This window comes from Methanobrevibacter sp. (assembly GCF_045646205.1).
GTDB lineage: Archaea > Methanobacteriota > Methanobacteria > Methanobacteriales > Methanobacteriaceae > Methanocatella.
This window is the reverse complement of the sequence record NZ_JAZRKF010000023.1, coordinates 120,145-140,253: the sequence shown is the minus strand read 5'-3', so window position 1 is coordinate 140,253 and position 20,109 is coordinate 120,145. Positions and strand designations below refer to the sequence as shown.

Sequence of the window (20,109 nt, the reverse complement as noted above, 5' to 3'; positions counted from 1 at the left end):
TGGTATATTTATTGTCTTTTCAGTTCAAATAAATTTATATAGTTAGCAGAATTAAATTTATTATGAATACAGGTTTATTTAATTATTTTTTTTATTAAATAACAAAAATAACTCTTTTATTTTTATTTTGAATAATTTTAAATGAGTTGTCTTTTTTGGTTATTTTTAATTTTTAGGTAAGCCTAAATTTTATTTAAAGGCGATAAGATGTCAGAAAGTAAAAGTAAAAATAAATTTATCAGGTTGCTTAGTTATTCCGGAAAATATAAATATCTGTCAATTTTGGGCATGATCTTTTCCGCATTAAGTGCAATTTCATTATTGATTCCTTTTGTATACATCTGGAATGTAATAAATGCGCTTTTAACTGTGGCTCCGGAGTTTACTAAAGCACAAAATATTGATGTTTATGCATTCAATGCATTTTTTTATGCAATTTTAGGTATCATTCTAAATTTCGTAGGTTTAATGTGCACGCATTTATCTGCATTTAGAAATGAAAGAAATATGAAAGATGCTGCTTTAAATCATTTACTTAAACTTCCTTTAGGTTATTTTTCAAACCATACCAGTGGTGGTTTAAGAAAAGTAATTGATTTTAGTACCGCAAAGACTGAAGGATTTTTAGCTCACCAATTGTTTGACTTAACTGGGGCGGTTGTAGCTCCAATTGCATTTTTGGTGTTATTATTTAGTTTCGATTGGATTTTGGGACTTATTTGTTTAATTCCAATAATATTATGTTTCTTATTAATGATTCCAATGTTTGTGGGTGAGTCAAAAAATTTCATGATTGAATATCAGACTTATCTGGAAAAGATGAACGGTGAAGCTGTGGAGTATATTAGAGGAATTCCTGTAACAAAAGCATTCCAGCAAAGTGTTTATTCTTATAAGAACTTTTTATTGGCAATTAAAAATTATGCTAAGTTTTCAGCAGAATATGCATTTTCTACACAGCTTCCAATGACTTCATTTACTGTGTCAATCAACGGATTTTTCGCTTTATTAATTCCCGCAGGAATACTGCTTGCAGGATCAGTTGTTGATATAAAATTCTTGTCAAATTTCCTGTTTTATGTGATATTTACTCCAATTTGTGCTGTAATGATGAATAAAATCATGATGGTTTCACAGGACTGGATGCTTGCAAGCAATGCCCTTGATAACATTGAAGCCATTTTAAATGAAGAACCATTAGCGGAACCAACTAATCCTCAAAAGCCTAAAAATCATTCTATTGAATTTGAAGGAGTCTATTTTGATTATAATGAATCTGAAAATGATGAACATATTCTAAATGACGTTAATTTAAAGATTAATGAAAATGATTCCGTTGCATTGGTTGGACCCTCCGGCGGTGGAAAAACCACAATAGCTTCTTTAATTCCAAGATTCTGGGATGTTGGTGAAGGTTCTATTAAATTAGGTGATGTTGATGTTCGTGATATTTCAACTAATGAACTGATGGAAAACATTTCTTTTGTATTCCAGAACACTACCTTATTTAAAGATTCCATTTTCAATAATGTGGCCATTGGCCGTAAAGGAGCTTCAAGAGATGATGTTTTAAAAGCACTTGAGTTGGCCCAATGCAGGGATATAATTGATGAGCTGCCTGATGGAATTGATACTGTCATCGGATCTGAAGGTACTTATCTCTCCGGCGGTCAGCAACAAAGAATTGCTCTTGCAAGAGCAATCTTAAAAGATGCTCCAATAATCATTTTGGATGAGGCAACAGCACTGGCAGATCCGGAAAATGAATATTTGATTCAAAAAGCCATTTCTGAAATTACCAAAAATAAGACTGTTATTATGATTGCACATAGATTGTCTACAGTCAGAAATGTGGATAAAATTTATGTCGTTGATAATGGCCGTATTGTTGAGGAAGGAAATCATGATGTTTTGGTTGAAAAAGATGGACTTTATTCAAGAATGTGGGATGAATTTAACCAGTCTATTCAATGGAAAGTTAAAAGTGAGGGGATATAATGTTATCTGAGTATTTTACAAAAAGATTTGGACTTACAAAAGAAGGTTCAGATAATTTAGTTAAAGGAATTATCTATACTGCACTTCAAAATCTTTCGTTCATGTTTCCTATTGGACTTTATGCATTTTTACTTTATATCTGGTTATCTCCATTAATTGGTGGAGAAATTATTGATCCTAATTTGGGTTTGTTTATAGTGTTGATATTGATAGTTCTTGGAATAATATTTGCATTTTCATGGAAACAGTATCATTTCGTATATAATACCACTTATGGAGAAAGTGAAAAGAGAAGAATTAATCTGGGCGAAAATTTAAGAAAGCTTCCTTTGTCATTTTTTGAAAACAGGGATTTGGCCGATTTGACTTCAACAATCATGAATGACTGTACAGATTTGGAACATGTTTTTTCACATGCAGTTCCACAATTATTGGGTTCAATCATTTCATTAGTTATTGCAGCAATTGGATTATTTGTATTTGACTGGAGACTGGCCATTGCACTTTTATGGGTGGTTCCTGTTGCTTTTGTGATATTATATTTCACAAGAATATGGATTCATAAGGGTGGAGAACTTGTAATGGGTGATTTGCTTGAATGCGGAGATTCAATGCAGGAATGTATTGAATCAGTAAGGGATTTAAAATCATATAATTATGAAAAAGAGTATTTATCCAGATTAAACGGATTGACCAAAACAATTGAGAAATCAAGAATTAAGGCCGAGCTCATGACAGCTTCAGGGGTAATCACCGGAAACATGGTTTTAAAATTGGGAATTGTTTGTGTAATCTTATTGGGTTCTTATTTAATAATGAATTCTCAAATAAACATTTTCACATTCCTGATTTTTTTAATAGCTTCAGCAACAATTTATGCTCCGGTTGAAAATGGATTAATGTTTTTATCTGAAATTTTCATGATGGATATTAAAGTTGAAAGAACAAAAGAAATTGAAGGTCTGGTAATTGAAGGAGGTTCAACAGATTATGCATTAGGTGGATATGATGTTGAATTTGATGATGTTGACTTTAATTATGATGATTTGAAGGATGTTTTAACAGACATTAACTTTACAGCCAAACAGGGTGAAGTAACCGCACTTGTTGGACCATCTGGTGGAGGTAAATCTACAGTTTCAAAACTCGCTGCCCGATTTTGGGATCCGGTAAATGGAAAGGTTTCACTTGGTGGACAGGACTTGTCTGAGTTGGATTCTGAAAAACTTCTTGAAAACTTCTCAATAGTCTTTCAGGACGTAATTTTATTCAATAATACCATCATGGAAAATATTCGTGTTGGAAGAAAAGATGCAACCGATGAAGAAGTAATTAATGCAGCAAAACTTGCGGAATGTGATGAATTCGTCGAAAAGCTTCCTGACGGTTACAATACAGTTATCGGTGAAAATGGTGAACTGCTCTCAGGAGGTCAAAGACAGAGGATTTCAATTGCAAGAGCACTGCTAAAAGATGCAAATGTGATTCTTTTGGATGAAGCAACTTCCTTTTTGGATGTTGAAAACGAGTCTAAAATACAAAAAGCACTCTCTCAGTTAATTAAAAATAAAACTGTTATTATTATTGCTCACAGAATGCGTACAATAGCCAATGCGGATAAAATAGTTGTTTTGGATGATGGTAAGATTGCTGAGCAAGGTTCGCCGGATGAGCTGATTTCTAATGGCGGATTATTTAAGAAGATGGTTGACTTACAGAATTTGAGTGGAGAGTGGAAAATTTAGTTGGGAAATTATTTTCCCACATTATTCTCATTAATATGATAAAAAAATAAAGGAGGAAGATTTAATGAGTGAAAGATTTACTGTAAAAGATTTAATCACTGTAGGTATATTTTCAGTGATAATGATTGTTTTAATATTTGCTTTTGGGATGTTGGGATATATTCCAATATTGATGATAGGATTGCCTATAATATCAGCGTTGATTTGCGGAATTCCGTTTATGCTGTTTTTAACAAGAGTAAACAAATTTGGAATGGTAACATTAATGGGTTTGATTTTAGGAATTGTGATGTTTCTCTCAGGCCATACCTGGATACCAATTGTTGTTTTCACATTTTGCGCATTAATTGCAGATATAATATTAAAAATGGGCGATTATTCTTCTGTTAAAAATTCCATAATTGCAAATGGTGTTTTTATCTTGGGAGTATTTGGTAACATGCTGCCATTTTTCATATTGAGGGATTATTTCCTTGGTGCTATTGGTGAATCAATGGGAAATGACTATGTGAATGTTATTTCACCGTTTTTAACATATGAATGTTTGATTGTATTAATTATTTTAACTTTCATCGCTGGATGTATCAGTGCATATGTTGGAAAATTAGTTTTGAAAAAACATTTTGAAAAAGCAGGAATAGCCTAAAGTGGTAATATGGGATTAGGACTTGATAATCAGTTTAAAATTGATCCAAGAACAAAAATTATTCTTCTTGTAATAATAAGTTTCATGGTGTTTAATGAGGCACCGTTGTATGTTAGTGGAATTTTAGTCTTAATTCCATTTATTTGCTTATTTTTCTCTGATTATAAAAAAGCAGCTATAATTTATATTGTTTCATATGTTGTTGCAAGATATATTCAAATGTATCTGCTTCCTAATACAACAGGGATTGTATCAATACTTTTGGTGACTTTTAGCTACACAGCTTCAAGAATGCTGCCTATCTTTGTCATGGGATATTATACAATCACTTCAACAAAAGTAAGTGAATTCATCGCTTCTATGGAGAAAAGCAATGTTCCAAAAGAGATCATTATTCCGATTTCAGTTATTTTCAGATATATCCCTTCAGTTTATGAGGAAATCAAATCAATTACTAATGCAATGAAAATGAGGGGATTTGGATTGAATATTAAATCTTTCAAAAATCCTTTAAAATTAATTGAATTTTATATGGTTCCAATTCTAATAAGTGCCGTTAAAACGAGTGATGAATTATCTGCGGCTTCTTTAACTAGGGGGTTAAGTAATCCCAAAAAAAGAACCCATTTAATCGATGCTGAATTTAAAAAATGGGATTATATTTTATTGATTGTTTCAGTCATTGGTTTGGGCATATATTCATATTACTTAATTGGAGGTGTTATTCTTGCTTAATGTAGATAATGTTTCATTTTCTTATGCTGAAGATGAAAATTTGGCTGATGTTAATTTAAATATTAATAAAGGCGAAGTTATATTGCTATGTGGTGAATCCGGTTGCGGAAAAACGACACTGACACGTTTTTTAAATGGACTTATTCCAAATTTCTTTGATGGAAAAAGGCAAGGTGAAGTTATTTTGGATAATAAAGCCATTAGTGAAATGCCAATATATGAAATATCAAAATATGTGGGTTCAGTTTTTCAAAATCCGAAAACCCAATTTTTCAATGTTGATACAACAAGTGAAATAACATTCGGATGTGAAAACTTTGCAGTTGAGAAATCTGAGATTGAAACTAGGTTAAATAATGTTGTAAATCAATTTAAAATTGAACATTTACTTGATAAAAATATTTTCAAGATATCTGGTGGTGAAAAGCAAAAAATTGCTTGCGCATCAGTATCTGCTGTTTTTCCGGACATATTTGTTTTGGATGAACCATCTTCTAATTTGGATTCCAAATCAAGCTGGGAATTGGAAGATATTATAAGAAAATGGAAATCTCATGGAAAAACTGTTATTATTGCAGAACACAAATTATTCTTTTTAAAAGATGTTGCTGATAGGGTGATATTTATAAGAAATGGAAAAATCACTAATGAGTGGAATATTTCTGAATTTAAAAAATTAAATCATAGAAATTTAGGTTTAAGACAACTTGATTTGGATAATTTAACTGCCAAGAGGACAGATTATTATTCTAACAATAATGATTTTTTAGAACTCAAGAATTTCAATTTCAAATATAAAAAAGTACCTGTTCTGGATATTAATGACGTAAAAATTCCAAAAAATGAAATTATTGCAATAATCGGAAAGAATGGTGCAGGAAAATCAACTTTTGCAAATTGTTTATGCGGTCTTAAAAGATCTTTTAAAGGAGAAGTCATCATTGATAATCAAAGATTAAAAAGAAAAGACATGCTTAAAAAGACATATATGGTAATGCAGGATGTCAATCACCAATTATTCACTGAAAGTGTGCTGGATGAGGTACTGTTGAGTATGGATGAAGAAAATATTGATTTAGCTGAAAATATTTTAACTAATTTAAATTTGATTCATCTAAAGGATAAACATCCTATGGCACTGTCTGGTGGTGAAAAACAGAGAGTGGCTATAGCATCAGCAATAGCTTCTAAAAAAGAAATATTGATTTTTGATGAACCTACAAGTGGTTTGGATTTAAAGAATATGATGAAAGTTTCTGAAAACTTGATTTATCTTCAAAAGTTGGGAATCACTTCTTTTATAATCACTCATGACTTTGAATTGATTATGGAAGCCTGTTCTCATGTTTTGCATTTTGAAGATGGGAAAATCATTGATAATTATAAGATTGATGAAGAAAAACTGAAAAAGTTTTTCTTACACTAATTTTTAGGCTAACCTAAATTTTATATACTATATTTTATAAATATGATAATGAATAAAATAATATGTAATATGGGAGATATTTTTAATGAACACATTAATTGAATTTAAAGATGTGGTAAAGGAATACAAATCAGGAGACCATGTTCTTCGAGCAATGGATAATGTCAATTTTACAATTGATGAAGGAGAATTTGTCGTTATACTTGGACCATCAGGTGCGGGCAAATCAACTCTTTTAAACCTCTTGGGTGGATTGGATTCTGCAACAAGCGGTCAAATCATTGTAAATGGCGAGCATGTAGAAAACTTCAATGACAATGAATTAACCAAGTATCGTGCCAAAAACGTTGGTTTCATTTTTCAGTTCTATAATTTAATCCCGAATTTGACAGCGCTGGAAAATATTGAACTGATGAAGGATATCGTTGATGTTAATATCGATGGTGAAGAGGTACTTAATTCAGTTGGTCTGGAAGGCCATTCCAATCAATTTCCTGCACAATTGTCCGGTGGGGAACAGCAAAGGGTATCAATTGCGAGGGCTGTTGCAAAACAACCTGCAATGCTTTTGTGTGATGAACCTACAGGAGCTTTGGATTCAAAAACCGGTGTTCTCATTCTAAATCTACTTCAGGATATGAGTAACAATAAAAACACTACTGTAATTATCGTTACTCACAATGCAATACTGGCTGAAGCTGCTGATAAGGTCATAAGAATTAAAAACGGACAGATTGAAAGTATTGTAATTAATGAATATCCTAAAAAGGTTGAAGATTTAGAATGGTGAGTTTATGCTTTCAAAAAAGATGTTGAGAGACATCGCGAAGCATAAAACGCAGTTTTTATCTATTTTTTTAATGGCATTTTTAGGTGTGTTTGTCTTTGCCGGTGTCGGCGGTGAATCCGTAGGTTTAGAAGTTAGTGTTAATGAATATTATGATGCAACAAATCTGGCTGACGGCTGGATTTATTCAGCAAATCTGGATGATGATTTTGTAGATGAAGTAAATAATTTAAGTCCAACAAAGGACAGCGAAAGGCAGCTGGTTATAGATTCGGTTGGTGATTTTTCTAATGATCCTGAAATAACCCTTCATTTTCTTGAGAAAAACAATATTTCCACTTTTTATTTGATTGAAGGTGAGGATTTCAACATTAGTGATGAGGATGGAGTATGGCTTGACAAGGAATTTGCAGATGCAAAGGACTTAAAAGTTGGAGACAATATCTCATTTACTTTCAATGGTGTTACAATAGAAAAGCAAATCAAAGGATTGGGATATTCTCCGGAATATGTCTATCATGCTTCTGATGCATCAGTCATTCCTGATTTCAGCAAAATGGGTTTTGCTTATTTATCTCATGAAGCATTTCCTTTAAGTGATGTTCCATATAATGTATTATTGGTTGATTTTGATGGAAATGCAAGTGAATATGATAATCTGCTCTCAGATAAACTGGACGGTAAGTATAATTCATTCATTGAACAGTCAGAACATGTCAGTGTATCTCAGTTTTCAGAAGAGATGGACCAGCATAAAATGATGGGAGATATTTTCCCTGTTGTTTTCATATTAATAGCATTGCTGATTCTTTTAACAACAATGACCCGTATTATCAATCATCAGAGGACACAGATCGGTATTTTAAAGGCCGTTGGGTTTAAAAATAGCTCAATAATGTTTCACTACGTTTCATATGGATTATGGCTGGTTTTGGTTGGATCTATTTTGGGTTTGATTGTTGGTCCGTTAACGTTACCTCAATTATTCTATCCGTCAATGAGTTCCACATACATTCTGCCTGAATGGAAACCTGCCTGGAGCATGACATTTATCTATGTTGCAGTTGCAATGATATTGATGTCAATGGTCGTTTCATATTTCGCTGTCAGAAGCATATCAAAAGAAAATCCTGCAGATACAATAAGGCCAAAAGCTCCTAAAGTTTCATCTACGGGGTTTGTTGAGAAATTTGGCTTCTGGAAAAAATTCGGATTCAATATTCGCTGGAACTATCGTGACGCTAAAAGAAATAAATTCCGTGCATTAATGACAATAGTCGGTGTTATAGGATGCACTGCACTTCTGGTTTCAGCGTTCGGTATGTATGATGGAATGAACGATTTGAAGGAATGGGAATATAATCAGATTAATCATTATGATTCAAAACTTGTCATTGATGATGAAGCAAGTTTATCTGAAATCAATGAAGTTGCAGATGAAGTCCATGGGGATAAGTTAATGGAAAGTGCCATTGAAATAGAATCGGATAATTCTAAAAAGTCAGCTTCGCTTTTAGTGCTGAACGATACGGATTTGGTCACACCAACAGATTATGATTGGAATAAAATTGACATTGCTGATGATGAGGTTTCAATTTCACAAAAAATGGCTGATTTATTGGGTGTTGGTGTTGGCGATACTGTCAAATGGCACATTATGGGTTCTGATAAATGGATTAATACAACAATTGATAAGATTCATGCAGATCCAGTTTCACAAGGGTTCATAATGTCAAGCGATAAACTGGAAGACTTGGACTTGAACTACACTCCAACGAGTATTGTAACTGCAGAACATGTTGATAAAAATTATTCTGCCATTAAATCAACCAGTTCAATGAAGGACATGACTGCAAGCTGGGATGAGCTGACCGAGTCAATGTGGCTATTGATTTATATATTGATATTCTTTGCCAGTTTATTAGCTGTTGTAGTGCTTTATAATCTGGGATTATTGTCATTTACAGAAATTGAACGTGAAATTGCAACATTGAAGGTTTTGGGCTTTAAAACAGGTGCTTTAAGAAAGCTGTTGTTAACGCAAAACCTATGGTTTACAGCTATTGGATTCATATTGGGTATTCCTGTAGGTTATTATATCTTAAAGATAATGTGGGAATCTTCTGGCGATTCATTTTACATATTACCTTCAATATCAATTACCAATTTAGCTTTAACAGCAATAATAACATTTTCCCTATCCATACTTGTCAACCTGATGTTTTCAAGGAAAATCAAAAGTTTGGATATGGTTGAATCACTAAAAGGTAATGAATAATTATCTTTTAGTCTTTTCTTTTTTCAAAATAAGATTTTTTCATGGAAATATTATCCAAATTAAGAAGAAACTTAGGCAATTAGAGATGATTAGTATTATGGGATATCTTCAATTTAATTATCAGGATAACAAAATTTTACTTTTTAATGCATGAATTCTCCTGCTTTAAAAAAGTAGGGGATTTTCAATTAATTCTCTCTTCAGTTTCAAACCAATTTTTAAATTTAGGTGGTAAAACTGTAAATATTAACGCGAGAATCAACACGATTATGGATAATAAAATCAATAATGATAGTAATTCCCCAGAGCCAGTTATTGCAAGTTCATAAACACCACCCAACCAAATAACAGAAATAAGAACTGGAACAATATATCTAACAAGTATCAACCACCATTTACCAATTTTCAATGAGTTACTTCTGTTGTTTAAAAATCCAATCAATCTTTCGCTATTAAATATCCATGAAAAAAGCAAACATTCTACTACTACTGAAAACAGAATTGCTATATTATTAACAAACAAATCTGTTATCGCAACCATATATTCTCCAGCAGATGACGCATATAACATTGATAGAATTCCGCCAACAATGCACAAAATTGTTGTAGTCCTTTTTCTAGAAAAACCAAATTTATCTTGAATAGAACATGAGAAAACTTCAAAAGAGGACAGCATACTAGTGATACCCGCAATATACACAGTTAAAAATAATAATGGTCCCAATATAAATGCAATATTTCCTAAAACATTTAATACTTCAGGATATGCAACAAAAATTAAACTTGAACCCTGAGATACAAGATTAGAAACTGAAGTTCCTGAATGTAAAGACATATATCCTAAAATTGAAAAAACACCTAAAGCTGCGAAGTTTTCAAAAGCACAATTTGCAATGACAACATATAATCCGCTTGTAACTAAATCTATATCTTTTTTTGTATAGCTTGAAAATGTGAAACCTATACCCATCCCCAGACTTAATGAGAAAAATACTTGTCCGAAAGCAGCCATCCATATATCGAAATGACTTAAAAGTGATAGATTGGGATTAAATAATTCCGCAAGCCCGATTGATGCACCGGGCAATGTCAGAGAAACTCCAACAAGTAAAATCATCATGACAAATAATAATGGAACAAATATTTTAGAAATTTTGCCTAAACCATTTTCTAAATTCCTATGGGAGACTAACCAGATAATAAACCATACTACAATCATAGAAATTCCAATGGTGGGAATAAAATTTAAAACACCATAAACAGAATTAGTAGAGTGTAACACTGAATTTGTTAAAAATGCATTAGGATCAGAACCCCATCCTTTAAAAAAACTTAAAATCAGATAGATTCCATCCCAACCGATTATGGTTGAATAGTAAATTGTCATCACAAAAATAACAATAGGTAAAATCCATGCATAATACTCCAATTTAGGATTGATATTAATAATTGCTTTTGTAAAAGAGGACTTATAGTTATAACCAACACCGTATTCTAGGACTAAAACTGGAATTGCCAGAACTAAAATAGCAATTAGATAGGGAATATAAAAAGCACCTCCTCCATTAGAATAAAGTATATATGGATATCTCCAAATATTGCCTAATCCCACAGAAGAACCTATCATTGCAAGTATAAATGAAATGTTACTTCCCCATTCGTTTTCTTTAGTCATATTATCCTCTTTTAATTAAAACCAACATTCAATATTTTTTTCAGTTTCTCAATCATAGTATATTCGTTCCAGATGGGTCATATCCATCAAAGTTATTCGACAGATGGATAACTATAACAATAGCCCATAGAATTAACAAACATAAATTCAAGTTCAATTTTCTCATGAATGTTTAATTGATAAAATTTCATATAATAGTTAATATTCAGGTTATCTTAAAAAATGTCCTGAAATATGCCTATAATAAGATTAATAATATTTCAATACTTATAAAAAATTAAATAGCTATAAATAAAGGCATATAAATACGATTACAGGAATTACTTATTATATATCCACGCATAATTAAACACTCTTTTCAGGATTATTTTTTAAAATTTTATAACTATTGTTATAAAAAGTAGTCTGGTAGATATAGATTGAATAATTAAATATATAAACATTATGGTTTCGCCATTTCTAGAAAATTAAAATATTTCAGATGCACATCATATTGAAATAATTTAAATAATCTTTTGCTGCGTATCAATGAAACTTGTCTCTGAAACTTCCATTACAACATCACTCTCTTTAACATCCTCAATTAGGGGCGGAGAATCGGATTATGTAATTTCTGATTCCTTGACTAACTTTAATGAGTAATTTGCATAACACTACATGTCTTAATTATATGTTGTATTGTTACTTATTATTTATATACAAAATTACAAGGATAAATACTTAAAAGGACCATTATCATTATATGGATTGAATTTGTTTTTCATTTTCATAGGATTTTTAATACATTTCTTCTTTTAAAAACTCTAATTTTTTACTAAAATTTAAATCTTATTTTTTTCTTATAATATATTATGTCATTGTCTAAAAAGATGCTTAGGGATATTAAGATTAATAAGACACAATTCATTTCTATATTTTTAATGGCATTTATAGGCATTTTTGCATTCTGTGGAGTTTGCAGTGAGTATTATGGTCTAGAACAAACCAGCAATGAGTTTTATGCCGATACTAATCTTGCTGATGGCTGGATTTATAATACTACAATCACTGATGAGGCAGTAGATGAAATAAGTAATTTCACGACTAACCATGAAAAACAGATGGTTGTCCAGTCAGTAGGTAATTTTTCAAATGACCCCGATATCACTCTGCATTTTGTAGAAGACAATGAAATATCTAAATTTTATACAACGGAAGGTGAAGATTTCAATTCATCTGATGATTCAGGCGTTTGGCTTGACAAGAGATTTGCCGATGCCTGGAACTTGACTGTTGGAGACAATATCACATTCAAATTCAATGGATTAACATTGGAAAAGGAAATTAAGGGTATAGGTTATTCTCCGGAATATGTTTATGAGGCTTCGCCAACATCAATCATCCCTGATTTTAAGGATATGGGTTTTGCTTATTTATCTAATGAATCATTTCCTTTAAGTGATGTTCCATATAACGTGTTGCTGGTCAAGTTCAATCAAAGTCCTGATGATTTTAGGAATTCTTTGGATGATTCTGTCGAATATCTCTCATTTACTGAAAAGTCAGACCATGTAAGTGTATCACAGTTCAATGAGGAAATGGCTCAGCATAAGATGATTGGCGATGTATTTCCTCTTGTATTTATATTAGTTACTTTTTTAACATTATTGACGACAATGACACGTATTGTTGCTCATCAAAGAACCCAAATTGGTGTTTTAAAGGCAGTAGGCTATAAAAATATTACTATTATTCTGCATTTCATGTCTTATGGATTTTGGATGGTTCTGGCAGGTGCAGTTTTAGGCCTAATTTCGGGGCCGATGATCATTCCAAATTTGTTTTATCCGACAATGACTTCAAGATATTCACTTCCTGAGTGGAATCCTGGTTTCGATATCAGTTTTGTTGTTGTGGCAGCGGCCATGGTAATATCTTCACTTTTGGTCAGCTATATTGCAGCCAGAAATATTTCAAAGGAAAATCCTGCAAACACCATGAGGCCAAAAGCTCCAAACATATCTTCTTCAGGATTTTTGGAAAATTTAAAATTATGGACTAGGCTAAATTTCAATCTTCGCTGGAATTACCGTGATGCTAAAAGAAACAAATTCAGGGCATTAATGGCAATAGTCGGTGTTATGGGTTGTGTTGCCCTTCTGGTTTCTGCATTTGGTATGAATGATTCAATGGAGAATCTAAAAACTTGGGAATATGATGACATATCTCATTTTGAATCAAAACTTATTATAAAAAATGGCGCTTCATTATCAGATATTGATGATGTTCGTGAAGAGGTAAATGGCAGTACCATTATGGAGCAAGCTATTGAAATAAAGGCTCAAGGAAATGAAAAGACAGCATCACTTCTTACATTAAATGACACGAATTTGATATCTCAGACGGATAAAAATAAAAATCCAATAAATTTATCTGATACAGATATATCACTTTCTGCAAAAACAGCAGAAAGTCTAAATGTTGGTGTGGGCGATACTATAGAATGGCATATCATAGGCTCTGATGATTGGGTGGGATGTAAAATAACAAAGATTCATGGGGAACCTTTATCTCAGGGAATAATTCTATCGGCTGATAAACTGGAAGATTTAGGCTTGAATTTCACTCCAACGAGTATAATCACTACAGAACATGTTAATGGGGATTATGATTCAATAAAAAGTGTTTCCACATTGGATCAGATGGTAAGCAATTGGGATGAGATGATTGGCTCTGTCATGATGATGGTTTCAATTCTAATATTTTTCGCAGTACTTTTGGCTATTGTGGTGCTGTATAACTTAGGAATATTGTCATTTACAGAAATTGAACGTGAAGTGGCTACTTTAAAAGTATTGGGCTTTAAAACTGGCGATTTAAGAAAACTACTGTTAACGCAAAACCTGTTCTTTACGGCAATAGGATTTATTTTGGGAATTCCTCTAGGTTTTTATTTAACGACATTAATGTTGAATGCCGCAGGTGAATCAATTTACCATATTCCGGTATTAACATTAGGAAATGTGTTATTAAGTGGTTTTATAACTTTTGTAGTTTCAATTGTTGTTAATTTATTGTTCTCAAGTAAAATAAGGAAATTAAATATGGTTGAAGCCCTTAAAGATGTTGAATAATTAATTTAATCTACAAATTTTGATTAAATGGGATTATCTATTATGCTGGATTGCCGTTAATGCTAACTAATTTCCTTACATAACTTAATTCGGATAATTCAACAGTTATTGTATCATCAATTCTTACTTTGGAATAATCCTGTGGACTAACAATAATGTCTCCATTTTCCACCGTATCAATAATGTATAAATAATCTTTCTCAGATCCTGCAGACAGTATCTTTTTATCTGTAACGTGAAATGTTTCAGTTGTTACCTGTCCGTAAACTACAGACATTGCAAATAAAGCCATGATTAATATAATCAATATTTTTTTCATGTTATTTTCTATGTTTTTTGAAGTGTTAAATATTGTTATTTGAAAATTGGCAAAACTTTAAATACTATTTACACACAATATAATAATACTACTTTTGGAGAATTAATCATGAAAACTCAAACCATCTTAGACAAATTTGAAGCTGTATCTACGACTGTTCACGTTATAGAAAAAGAAAATGGAGGATATTTTACATTCAATGAGTTTGGTGTTGTTCCGGTCAGATGTGATATCGAATATTACTTTGAACCTGGAAGAGATGTTAAAGACTCATTCTATGTTGATACTGTCACTTTGGATACAACTGATGACTGCATTACCTTCGAATTAAAGGATAATGTTAAAGAAATGCTTAATCCTGATGATATCATTAATTTAGACATAGTTAAAATAACTCAAAAACAATATCTAAAAGCTATTCGTGATGATGAAAAGTTTTTAGACTTTTTTGATTAATTATTTTTTTTAGAATAACATATCATAATATTGTGATATGAAAATATTTATATATAAAAACATTATAAAATATGAAGTAGATATAATTTAATGTGATTAAAATGTCAGACAATAATAATCTTGAAAATAACGATGATGATATGTGTGAAGTATTCAACTCTCACGAGGATGTCATTGAACGTGTACAAACACGTATGATTGAAGAAGAGCAATATTCTGAATTAGCTGAGTTCTTTAAATTATTTGGAAATCCTACAAGATTAAAAATACTTTCATTACTTGCTATTGAAGATTTATGTGTTTGTGATATTTGCGAAGCATTAGATTTAAATCAAACTACTGTTTCAAATCAATTAAGAATATTAAGAGCAAATAATATTGTTAAATATCAAAAAGAAGGAAAAATGGCTAGATATTCCCTTACAGACCTTCACATTGAAATGATATATAAAATAGGTTTGGAACATATTTTAGAATAAATTTAATGGTGTTTTAGATGAAAGAAAATAAGTGTTATGAACCGGATTGTGATAAAGAAGAATGTCACGACCCTGAACATTTCAATTTCATTTGTTTTGATCCCGATTGTGAAGAGATTCACTGTGAAAATAGGCAGCATTTTGATAAGCAATTATTAAAAGATTATCAGGAAAAAACTGATTTAAGTGTTTATGATCACAGGGAAGAAATAGATTATGATGAAGATGTAGATATCAGTATCTGTGGCTGTCCTGATTGTGCGGATGATGACGACCATGACCACAATCATGATCACGAGCATCATCATGACCATGGGCACGAACATGGCCATTCTCATTCTCATGATGAGGACTGCGGTTGTCATGATGAGCATGAGCACGAACACAGTCATGAGCATCATCATGAAGAAGTGGATTCTTGTAGTGATGACGATTGTGGTTGTCATGATGAACATGACCACGATCATGAGCATGAACATTCTCATTCTCATGATGAGGTGGATTCTTGTAGTGATGACGATTGTGGTTGTCATGATGAGCATGAGCACGAACACAGTCATGAACATCACCATGGGCACGAACATTCTCACGTTCATGAAGCAGACACTTGCAGTGATGACGATTGTGGTTGTCATGACCACGATCATAAAGAAAAAGATACCTGTTCAGACCCAGATTGCGATTGTCATGACCATGACGATGATGATGTTGATATAAGTATTTGTGGCTGTCCTGATTGTGCGGATGATGATGACGATGACCATGAAGAAGAAGAGTTACTTGCTGAAGGTAAACCTTTAATATCAAACAGGCCTATCCAAATCATCGTAGCAAGCGGTATCTTATTTGCTGCAGGCCATATCTTAGAATATTTATCATTCAGTCCAACATTGGTAACACTTGTTTTCATGATTGGCGCATTGATTGCAGGTTATGAAATAGCTATTTTAGCATATAAATCTTTAGTTAAACGGCACACAATCGGTCCGGCAATGCTCATGTGTATTGCTTGTGTTGCTTCATTCATAATAGGACATCCTGAAGAAGGTGCTGCTGTAACATTCCTTTATTATATTGCAGAATTCCTAGAGGATTATGCTGAACACAGGGCTAAACGTTCAATCAAATCATTGGTTGAAATTGCTCCCGAAACCGCTAGAGTTAAAGTGGGAGATTCAGAAGAATTGAAAAATGTTGATGATGTTAATATTGGTGATATTGTAATTGTAAAACCTGGAGATAAGGTTCCTTTGGATGGTCATGTTATTTCCGGTTCTTCATCAATCAACCAGGCTTCCATTACTGGTGAAAGTGTACCTGTTCTTAAGGAAGTGGGTGATGAGGTATTTTCAGGTACTGTAAACGAAGATGGATATCTGGAAATTGTCGTTACCAAAAAGGCAAAAGATTCAGTCATTTCAAAAATCGTTACCTTGGTTAAAAGGTCACAGCTCAACAGATCCGAAACTGAGTCTTTGGTTGAAAAGGTAGCTAAATATTATACTCCGGTCATGATGGTGGCTGCAGCTTGTGTTGCATTCATACCTCCATTGTTATTTGGTCAAGCTCTTGTTGATTGGGTTTATAAGGCTCTTTCACTTCTGGTAATTTCATGTCCTTGTGCATTCTTAATTTCAACACCTGTCGGAATGGTATCTGCAATTACCTCCGCTACAAGAAATGGTGTAATCATTAAGGGAAGTACATATGTTGAAGAAATGAAAGACGTTAAAGCAGTTATATTTGATAAAACCGGTACATTAACAGAGGGTAAATTGGAATTAAGTGAAGTGGAATTATTGAATGGAAACTGTTCAAAAGAGGATATTGTAAAAATTGCAGCATCCCTTGAACATCAGTCTTCACACCCTATTGCACAGGCCATTGTCAACTATGCTACAATGAACGACATTGAATTTGAAGAAATTGAAGACTTTAAAAATGTTCCTGGTAAAGGAATTGTCGGATTTATTGCAGGTGAGCAATATTATGCCGCTAACGAATCATTAATTGAAGGCAGTTCATTTGATATATCTCGTGATGAGATTAATAACTATTCTGCTGAAGGAAAAACAGTAGTATTTGTAGGTAATTCAAAAGAAGTCTTGGCTATCATTACAGTATCTGATAAAATAAGGGATAACGCTTCTGAAGTAATCGCTGATTTAAATAAACAGGGCGTAAAAACAGTAATGCTGACTGGTGACAATAAAATTGCTGCCCATAAAGTCGCAGATGATATTGGAATAGAATATGTTTATTCAAATCTGCTTCCGGAAGACAAGTTAAACATTCTCGATACAATTAGAAATAAATTCGGTGATGTGGCCATGGTTGGTGACGGTATTAATGACGCACCGGCTTTAGCAAGAGCAAATATCGGTATTGCTATGGGAGCAGCAGGTTCTGACGTTGCTATAGAAACTGCGGATGTTGCATTGATGCAGGATGATATTTCCAAATTGCCTTATTTATTCTCATTAAGCCGTAAAACAATGACAATCATTAAACAGAATATTACGGTAGCTATTGCAGTTAAACTGTTATGTGTAGTGCTGGCTATTTTGGGAATCATTACATTGATGATGTCTGTCGGTTTTGGAGACTTGGGATTAACCCTTTTGGTTATATTGAATTCATTTAGAATTGGAATGGTGAAAGATCCACTATTCTAATTTTAATTTTTTTTAAAATTAAATTATAAATAACAAATACTTCAAATTATTATTAACGAATGTTTGATAATCTTTAAAATAGGTGATTTAAATGGATAAAGGAATTTTAGATTACGCTTTAAATCATAAATATACTTTGGCTTTTGCAGCAGGCTTTGCAACAGCAGTTATTGGAGTAATGTTATTGAAATCCGATGCAGTAAAAGAAATAACCGATAAGGGCTTGGATACGGTCATGACTGCAAAAAACGATATTGAAGAAACCTTTCAAGATGTGAATGATGATGCAGAAGACATTATTATTGACGTAAACGCAAAAACCAAAAGAATCATCGACATAACTGATGATGAATAATTAATTTTATTCATTTCTACTTTTTTTAAACATTTATATTCAATTTTCAACTAAAATATATGTAATGTTTAGTGAAAATAATGTTGAAGTATTGCTTGGCAACCCTAAAAAAGCATTGCTTAAAATGTCCGTTCCATTAATTATATCACTATTGATTTCAAGTCTATATAATTTAATTGATGCAATGTGGGTATCAGGCCTTGGAGCAGATGCACTTGCAGGAGTTGGATTTGTAACGCCGATATTTATGATTTTAATAGGTTTTGGAAACGGTTTAGGTGCAGGTTCGGCTTTTGCATTATCAAAATATATTGGTGAAAAAAATAAGAAAAAAGCAGACAATGCTTCTGTTCATGCAATATTCATCATGGTTATTGTATCAATCATTATTTCAATAATTTTGCTGTTATTATTGCCTACCATATTAATTTACATGGGTGCTGGTGAAACTATCAATTATGCGCTTGATTATGGTCAAATAATTTTGATGGGTGCTCTTTTAGTTATTCTGTCAAATTCATTATATGGGATTTTTAGGGGAGAAGGGGATTCATCAAGGCCAATGTATGCAATGATTGCATCTGCTGTCTTAAACATGATTTTGGACCCAATACTTATTTATACATTAAAACTAGGTGTGAAAGGCGCTGCTATTGCAACGTTAATATCCGCATTATTTGTTATATCTGTATTAATGTACTGGTTTTATGTTAAAAAGGACACTTATCTAAAGCCTAATTTATCTAATTTTAAATTCAAAAAGGAAATAAGCTTCGACATTATAAAAGTAGGTTTTCCTGCAAGTTTGCAGCTATTGAACAATGCTTTTTTTGCAGCGGTCTTTTCTGCACTTTTGGCATTCATTTCATCAACTGATTCTGTTGCAGTTTATTCAACAGGCTGGAGAATTGTAACGATTGGGACAACACCTCTTTTAGCTATTGGTACAGCATTAATATCAGTCATTGCCGCTAATTACGGTGCCAGAAATTATAGGAATATTCAGATAGCCCACAGATATTCAATGAAGATTTCAATGATTTTTGCAGTTGCAGTAATGCTTTTAACGATTGTTTTTGCTCCGCAAATTTCATCCATATTTGCCTCTTCATCAACAAGTATTAGAATATCTGGTGAGTTAACGGGCTTTTTAACATGGATTGTACTATATTATCCTACCATGGCTGTTGGTGTAGCATCGACTTATGTTTTCCAGGGTATTGGCCGTGGAATAACTGCAATGTTTCAAACGATTTTAAGAGAAACGGGTTTTACATTGGCTTTTGCTTTATTATTCACTTTAGTATTCAATTGGGGTGTTTGGGGAGCTTGGATGGGCATTGTTTTAGGTGAGGTTGTATCCAATAATATCACTTTGATTTGGGCTGATTTGACAATTAAACATCTATTAAAATAATTTTT

At 32.4% G+C, this 20,109-nt stretch carries 15 protein-coding genes; 13 read left to right on the top strand and 2 right to left on the bottom strand.

The features are described from left to right. Positions 1 to 207 precede the first annotated feature (207 nt). The 7 genes from ACKI44_RS05245 to ACKI44_RS05215 all read left to right on the top strand — a co-directional run bounded on the left by ACKI44_RS05245 (position 208) and on the right by ACKI44_RS05215 (position 9,615). The gene (locus ACKI44_RS05245) at positions 208 to 1,998 is read left to right on the top strand and encodes an ABC transporter ATP-binding protein (RefSeq protein WP_407422238.1); all 1,791 of its coding nucleotides are present in this window, start codon (positions 208 to 210) and stop codon (positions 1,996 to 1,998) included. After that, positions 1,998 to 3,743 (top strand): ABC transporter ATP-binding protein, encoded by a 1,746-nt coding sequence (locus ACKI44_RS05240; protein WP_407422236.1) that lies wholly within the window; start codon positions 1,998 to 2,000, stop codon positions 3,741 to 3,743. Before ACKI44_RS05245 ends, ACKI44_RS05240 begins: the two co-directional genes overlap by 1 nt. 64 nt (positions 3,744 to 3,807) lie before the next feature. Further along, complete coding sequence (locus ACKI44_RS05235) at positions 3,808 to 4,389, top strand: MptD family putative ECF transporter S component (protein WP_407422234.1); 582 nt, start codon at positions 3,808 to 3,810, stop codon at positions 4,387 to 4,389. A 9-nt stretch (positions 4,390 to 4,398) separates the two neighbouring features. After that, positions 4,399 to 5,124: an energy-coupling factor transporter transmembrane component T gene (locus ACKI44_RS05230; RefSeq protein WP_407422232.1), complete on the top strand. Its 726-nt coding sequence runs from the start codon at positions 4,399 to 4,401 to the stop codon at positions 5,122 to 5,124. Beyond that, positions 5,117 to 6,550 (top strand): ABC transporter ATP-binding protein, encoded by a 1,434-nt coding sequence (locus tag ACKI44_RS05225; protein WP_407422230.1) that lies wholly within the window; start codon positions 5,117 to 5,119, stop codon positions 6,548 to 6,550. Before ACKI44_RS05230 ends, ACKI44_RS05225 begins: the two co-directional genes overlap by 8 nt. Before the next feature lie 85 nt (positions 6,551 to 6,635). After that, positions 6,636 to 7,340, top strand: coding sequence for an ABC transporter ATP-binding protein (locus tag ACKI44_RS05220; RefSeq protein WP_407422228.1), 705 nt, complete (start codon positions 6,636 to 6,638; stop codon positions 7,338 to 7,340). A gap of 4 nt (positions 7,341 to 7,344) precedes the next feature. Then, positions 7,345 to 9,615, top strand: coding sequence for an ABC transporter permease (locus ACKI44_RS05215; protein ID WP_407422226.1), 2,271 nt, complete (start codon positions 7,345 to 7,347; stop codon positions 9,613 to 9,615). Positions 9,616 to 9,799: 184 nt separating this feature from the next. On the opposite strand, the gene ACKI44_RS05210 is transcribed toward ACKI44_RS05215, so the two are convergent. Beyond that, on the bottom strand, positions 9,800 to 11,290 hold the full coding sequence (locus ACKI44_RS05210) for a sodium-dependent transporter (RefSeq protein ID WP_407422224.1): 1,491 nt from the start codon (positions 11,288 to 11,290) through the stop codon (positions 9,800 to 9,802). Between the two features lie 851 nt (positions 11,291 to 12,141). On the opposite strand from ACKI44_RS05210, the gene ACKI44_RS05205 reads away from it, so the two are divergent. Further along, positions 12,142 to 14,403 (top strand): ABC transporter permease, encoded by a 2,262-nt coding sequence (locus tag ACKI44_RS05205; RefSeq protein WP_407422222.1) that lies wholly within the window; start codon positions 12,142 to 12,144, stop codon positions 14,401 to 14,403. A gap of 40 nt (positions 14,404 to 14,443) precedes the next feature. On the opposite strand, the gene ACKI44_RS05200 is transcribed toward ACKI44_RS05205, so the two are convergent. Further along, positions 14,444 to 14,722: a hypothetical protein gene (locus ACKI44_RS05200; protein WP_407422220.1), complete on the bottom strand. Its 279-nt coding sequence runs from the start codon at positions 14,720 to 14,722 to the stop codon at positions 14,444 to 14,446. A gap of 108 nt (positions 14,723 to 14,830) precedes the next feature. Here ACKI44_RS05200 and ACKI44_RS05195 point away from each other — a divergent pair, with 108 nt between their 5' ends. The 5 genes from ACKI44_RS05195 to ACKI44_RS05175 all read left to right on the top strand — a co-directional run bounded on the left by ACKI44_RS05195 (position 14,831) and on the right by ACKI44_RS05175 (position 20,104). Continuing rightward, entirely contained in the window at positions 14,831 to 15,178 is a 348-nt protein-coding gene (locus tag ACKI44_RS05195; protein WP_407422218.1) for a hypothetical protein, read from the top strand. A gap of 101 nt (positions 15,179 to 15,279) precedes the next feature. Then, complete coding sequence (locus ACKI44_RS05190) at positions 15,280 to 15,657, top strand: ArsR/SmtB family transcription factor (RefSeq protein WP_407422216.1); 378 nt, start codon at positions 15,280 to 15,282, stop codon at positions 15,655 to 15,657. A 17-nt stretch (positions 15,658 to 15,674) separates the two neighbouring features. Then, a complete protein-coding gene (locus ACKI44_RS05185) occupies positions 15,675 to 18,332 on the top strand; it encodes a heavy metal translocating P-type ATPase (protein WP_407422214.1) in 2,658 nt (885 codons plus the stop codon). A gap of 91 nt (positions 18,333 to 18,423) precedes the next feature. Beyond that, positions 18,424 to 18,687: a hypothetical protein gene (locus ACKI44_RS05180; RefSeq protein WP_407422212.1), complete on the top strand. Its 264-nt coding sequence runs from the start codon at positions 18,424 to 18,426 to the stop codon at positions 18,685 to 18,687. A gap of 64 nt (positions 18,688 to 18,751) precedes the next feature. Continuing rightward, the gene (locus tag ACKI44_RS05175) at positions 18,752 to 20,104 is read left to right on the top strand and encodes an MATE family efflux transporter (RefSeq protein ID WP_407422210.1); all 1,353 of its coding nucleotides are present in this window, start codon (positions 18,752 to 18,754) and stop codon (positions 20,102 to 20,104) included. Positions 20,105 to 20,109: the final 5 nt, after the last annotated feature.

Bases quoted from the DNA above. Each gene is read 5' to 3' on its own strand.
- ACKI44_RS05245 (WP_407422238.1), top strand. From the start codon at position 208: ATGTCAGAAAGTAAAAGTAAAAATAAATTTATCAGGTTGCTTAGTTAT.
- ACKI44_RS05240 (WP_407422236.1), top strand. From the start codon at position 1,998: ATGTTATCTGAGTATTTTACAAAAAGATTTGGACTTACAAAAGAAGGT.
- ACKI44_RS05235 (WP_407422234.1), top strand. From the start codon at position 3,808: ATGAGTGAAAGATTTACTGTAAAAGATTTAATCACTGTAGGTATATTT.
- ACKI44_RS05230 (WP_407422232.1), top strand. From the start codon at position 4,399: ATGGGATTAGGACTTGATAATCAGTTTAAAATTGATCCAAGAACAAAA.
- ACKI44_RS05220 (WP_407422228.1), top strand. From the start codon at position 6,636: ATGAACACATTAATTGAATTTAAAGATGTGGTAAAGGAATACAAATCA.
- ACKI44_RS05215 (WP_407422226.1), top strand. From the start codon at position 7,345: ATGCTTTCAAAAAAGATGTTGAGAGACATCGCGAAGCATAAAACGCAG.
- ACKI44_RS05210 (WP_407422224.1), bottom strand. From the start codon at position 11,290: ATGACTAAAGAAAACGAATGGGGAAGTAACATTTCATTTATACTTGCA.
- ACKI44_RS05205 (WP_407422222.1), top strand. From the start codon at position 12,142: ATGTCATTGTCTAAAAAGATGCTTAGGGATATTAAGATTAATAAGACA.
- ACKI44_RS05200 (WP_407422220.1), bottom strand. From the start codon at position 14,722: ATGAAAAAAATATTGATTATATTAATCATGGCTTTATTTGCAATGTCT.
- ACKI44_RS05195 (WP_407422218.1), top strand. From the start codon at position 14,831: ATGAAAACTCAAACCATCTTAGACAAATTTGAAGCTGTATCTACGACT.
- ACKI44_RS05190 (WP_407422216.1), top strand. From the start codon at position 15,280: ATGTCAGACAATAATAATCTTGAAAATAACGATGATGATATGTGTGAA.
- ACKI44_RS05185 (WP_407422214.1), top strand. From the start codon at position 15,675: ATGAAAGAAAATAAGTGTTATGAACCGGATTGTGATAAAGAAGAATGT.
- ACKI44_RS05180 (WP_407422212.1), top strand. From the start codon at position 18,424: ATGGATAAAGGAATTTTAGATTACGCTTTAAATCATAAATATACTTTG.
- ACKI44_RS05175 (WP_407422210.1), top strand. From the start codon at position 18,752: ATGTTTAGTGAAAATAATGTTGAAGTATTGCTTGGCAACCCTAAAAAA.